Source organism: Mesorhizobium sp. P5_C1, from assembly GCF_054049815.1.
In genome coordinates, this window is record NZ_JBFULQ010000577.1 from 1 (window position 1) to 3,331 (window position 3,331).

The 3,331-nt window shown below is 63.7% G+C and carries 5 protein-coding genes; 2 read left to right on the plus strand and 3 right to left on the minus strand.

Annotated features, from left to right (window positions below; genetic code table 11):
- Positions 1-156: 156 nt before the first annotated feature.
- Together ACXJ7R_RS28145 and ACXJ7R_RS28150 are read left to right on the plus strand one after the other, a co-directional pair.
- Positions 157-630, plus strand: a complete 474-nt coding sequence (locus ACXJ7R_RS28145) for a carboxymuconolactone decarboxylase family protein (protein ID WP_095091770.1) — start codon at positions 157-159, stop codon at positions 628-630.
- Positions 630-1,487, plus strand: a complete 858-nt coding sequence (locus tag ACXJ7R_RS28150) for a sigma-70 family RNA polymerase sigma factor (RefSeq protein WP_457154679.1) — start codon at positions 630-632, stop codon at positions 1,485-1,487. The genes ACXJ7R_RS28145 and ACXJ7R_RS28150 overlap by 1 nt, the downstream gene beginning before the upstream one ends.
- Positions 1,488-1,523: 36 nt before the next feature.
- Here ACXJ7R_RS28150 and ACXJ7R_RS28155 read toward each other — a convergent pair whose 3' ends face one another.
- From ACXJ7R_RS28155 to ACXJ7R_RS28165, 3 genes are all read right to left on the minus strand, one after another.
- Positions 1,524-1,796 carry a hypothetical protein gene (locus tag ACXJ7R_RS28155; RefSeq protein ID WP_095091279.1) on the minus strand — a complete coding sequence of 91 codons (273 nt, stop codon included), beginning with the start codon at positions 1,794-1,796 and terminating at the stop codon, positions 1,524-1,526.
- Between the two features lie 142 nt (positions 1,797-1,938).
- A complete protein-coding gene (locus tag ACXJ7R_RS28160; protein ID WP_457154680.1) occupies positions 1,939-2,943 on the minus strand; it encodes a zinc-dependent alcohol dehydrogenase family protein in 1,005 nt (334 codons plus the stop codon).
- Positions 2,940-3,215: a hypothetical protein gene (locus ACXJ7R_RS28165; RefSeq protein WP_457154681.1), complete on the minus strand. Its 276-nt coding sequence runs from the start codon at positions 3,213-3,215 to the stop codon at positions 2,940-2,942. The genes ACXJ7R_RS28160 and ACXJ7R_RS28165 overlap by 4 nt, the downstream gene beginning before the upstream one ends.
- Positions 3,216-3,331: the final 116 nt, after the last annotated feature.

Genomic DNA, 3,331 nt, shown 5'->3' on the forward strand with positions numbered 1-3,331 from the left:
GTCAACGATATCGCGACCTAGGCAAGCGTCGCCGACGGCCGATACCAGTTGCAGGGGCGATCTCTTGCGCTGGCTGGCGATAAAAACCTGGCGTGAATGTCACACTGGCGGATCCTGACTCGTCATGAGGTCGGCACCAACAGAAGGAAGCCAATCATGACCGCAAAACTTGATCTCTTCGCCGCTGCCCCCTCGCTGATGAAGGAATGGCAGCGCGCATCCTTCGCCATTTCCTCCAGCCTCGAGCCCAGCCTGGCCGAGCTTGTGAAGATCCGTGCATCCCAGATCAATGGCTGCGCCAATTGCCTCAACATGCACACGGTGTTTGCACGCGAGGACGGCGAAACCGAGCAGCGCATCTACCTGCTGTCGGCGTGGCGCGAGGCGCCTTGCTACACCGACCGCGAACGCGCCGCGCTCGGCTGGACCGAGGCGCTGACGCGGATTTGCGAAGGTCATACGCACGAAAGCGCCTATGAGGCCCTTGAGGCCGAATTCACGCCGGAAGAGCAGGTCAAGCTCACCTTGATGATCAATGTGATCAACGGCTACAACCGCCTTGCGGTTGGGTTCGGTGGCTGGGCCGATCCGGCGGCGATAAGATCCGCGGCCAAGGCGGCAGCCGCCTGATGACAGGCGCAGGGACCGAGCACGCGGCGGCGGCCTTCGATCCGCTGCGTCCGACGCTGATGCGCGTCGCCTACCGCATGCTTGGGTCCGTGGCGGATGCCGAGGATGTCGTGCAGGAGGCGTTCATCCGCTGGATGAGGGCCGACCGCGGCGAGGTGCGTGAGCCCGCGGCATTCCTGCGCCGCACCGTCACGCGGCTTTGTCTCGACCAGCTCAAATCCGCGCGCCGCCAGCGCGAGACCTATGTCGGTCCCTGGCTTCCCGATCCCGTCGTGGATGAGGACGAAGTGGATGACGTCACCCTGCCAATGATGCTGGTGCTGGAACGTCTTTCGCCGCTCGAACGGGCGGCCTTTCTGCTGCACGATGTGTTCGGGCTGGGATTTGAGGAGGTCGCGGCCGCCATCCAGCGCGAACCCGCTGCCTGCCGCCAGCTTGCTGCCCGCGCGCGCGCCCATGTCCGCCAGGCGAGACCGCGTTTCAAGGTGGAAAAGCAACGCGGCCTCGAGCTCGCCGAGGCCTTCTTCGCCGCCTCGCGCAGCGGCGACATGAAGGCGCTTGGCGCGATGCTGTCGGCCGATGTCAGCGCCCATGCCGATGGCGGCGGGAAGCGCCCGGCAGCCACGGAAGTGGTCCTGGGGTTCGATGCCGTGATGCAGCAATACGCGCGTGTGGCGGAATGGCTGCAGAAGAACGGCTCGACGCTTGTTCGTGTCGGTTTCGTCAACGGACTGCCCGGCTTCATCACGCTGGAAGCCGATGGCGAACTGCAGACGACCGCACTCGACATCGAGGACGGTAAGATCGCGGCAATCTATGTGGTGCGCAACCCCGACAAGCTCAGGCACTTGCATTAAAGCGCGTCGCGTTGAAACGGATTCAGGCGACGCGCATTAACCCTTGGCTTCGACCAGGATCACCAGCGATTCCGGTACCACGCCATCGTAGACCATCGCGTCAGCGGCTTTCTGGCTCTGCATCATTGTCGCAAGGGCATCCATGTCCGGGACGTCCATCATCAGGGCCACTCGTTTCGGATTCTGCGGATCGACGAACGTGCGGATGTTGGTGATCCCAAGGGCGCCGAAAAGCTCCTTGCGCTTGGGTGAACTGAGCCAGTGCTTGCTGTCCTTCGTGATGTTGTGATGGCCAATTACGGTTGGCATGGCATCCTCCCCAAGGCGACGCCGGCGGTCGATATCGCCCGCCTGTTGTGCGATCCACCTGTTCAGCCAGTCAGCGCCGTTTCCTCCGGGCTGTCAATTAGCTGTTGCTGATGGATGTGCGGTGATGCCGCTTTCGGGGCGCTCAAAGTTCGAGGCAGACCTTGCCGAAATGCCGTTGGGATTCGTAGTGCGTGAAGGCACCAGCGATGTCCTCAAGCGCCAAACTGCGGTCGATGATGGGCTTCAGACGGTTGACCTCTATGGCCCGGATCATATCCTCCTGGTCCGCCCTGCTGCCGATCGAGATCCCGCYGATGCGGAGCTGGTTCGAAAACAGGGCCGGGATCGACACTTGCGCCGCAAAGCCGGTGAGGACGCCGATCAGGGCGATGTGCCCGCCCGTCCGGCAGGCCGCTATCGACTGCGTGAGCGTTGCGGGRCCGCCGACCTCGATCACGTGATCGACGCCGCGGCCGTCCGTCAAATCCCAGGCCTTTTGGCCCCAGTCCGGCACGGCCTTGTAGTTGATGACGGCGTCGGCGCCGAGGCGCCCGAGCCTTTCCAGCTTCTGCTCGTCGGAAGACGTGGCGATAACCCTGGCGCCGGCGGCTTTGGCAAATTGCAACGCGAACAGCGATACGCTGCCTGTGCCGAGGACCAGCACGGTGTCGCCGGGTTTCACCTTGCCGCACACAACCAGGCCGCGCCAGGCGGTGACGCCGGTGCAGGTGAGCGTTGCCGCCTCCACATGCGTGTAGCCCACCGGGGCCTTGGTGAAGGCGTGTGCCGGCATGCACACATATTCGCTTGCAAAGCCGTCGAAACTTTCTCCCGGTATGTCGCGCCTGGTCGCAGGCGTCATGTCACCGCCCAGCCACGATGGGTAGAAGGTGCTGACGACGCTGTCTCCAGCTTTGAACRCATCGACATCGTCGCCGACTTCGATCACCTCGCCCGCGCCATCGGACAGCGGAACGCGGCCGTCGGCGAGCGGCATCTTGCCTTGAACGACGAAATCGTCACGCAGGTTCAACGAGCAGGCCCGGATTCTGACCAGCACTTCGCCCGATCCTGGCTGGGGACGGTCTTCCTCCACCAGTTCGAGGTTGCCCAAGCCACCCGGCGCTCTCAGCCTGACCAGTTTCATTGCCGGACCGGCCGGCCAGACATCACCCTCAGCCAGGGCGTCAGATGGAAGGCACTCATCAGGAGATACATCGCGGCCATTCCGGTGAACGGCGAGGTATTGGCGCCCATGCACAGCATGGCCGCATCGCCACCCTGAATGCAGCTGAACAGCGCCATCAGGGCGAAGGTCGGTGCCGCGGCGAGGCACAGCCAGTCGGCGAGGCCAGGGGTGGTCGGGCTTGTGTCTTCAGCAGGGATCGCGCCGCTGGCACCGGTATGGATATCGCTCATGGTCCTTTTCCCTTGATGGTTATGCCTTGGTGCGTGCGACCTGCTCGCCAGGACTTGGGTTCCTCGCCCCCACGAGAGTGGGGGAGAGGTGGCTCGGCGAAGCCGAGACGGAGAGG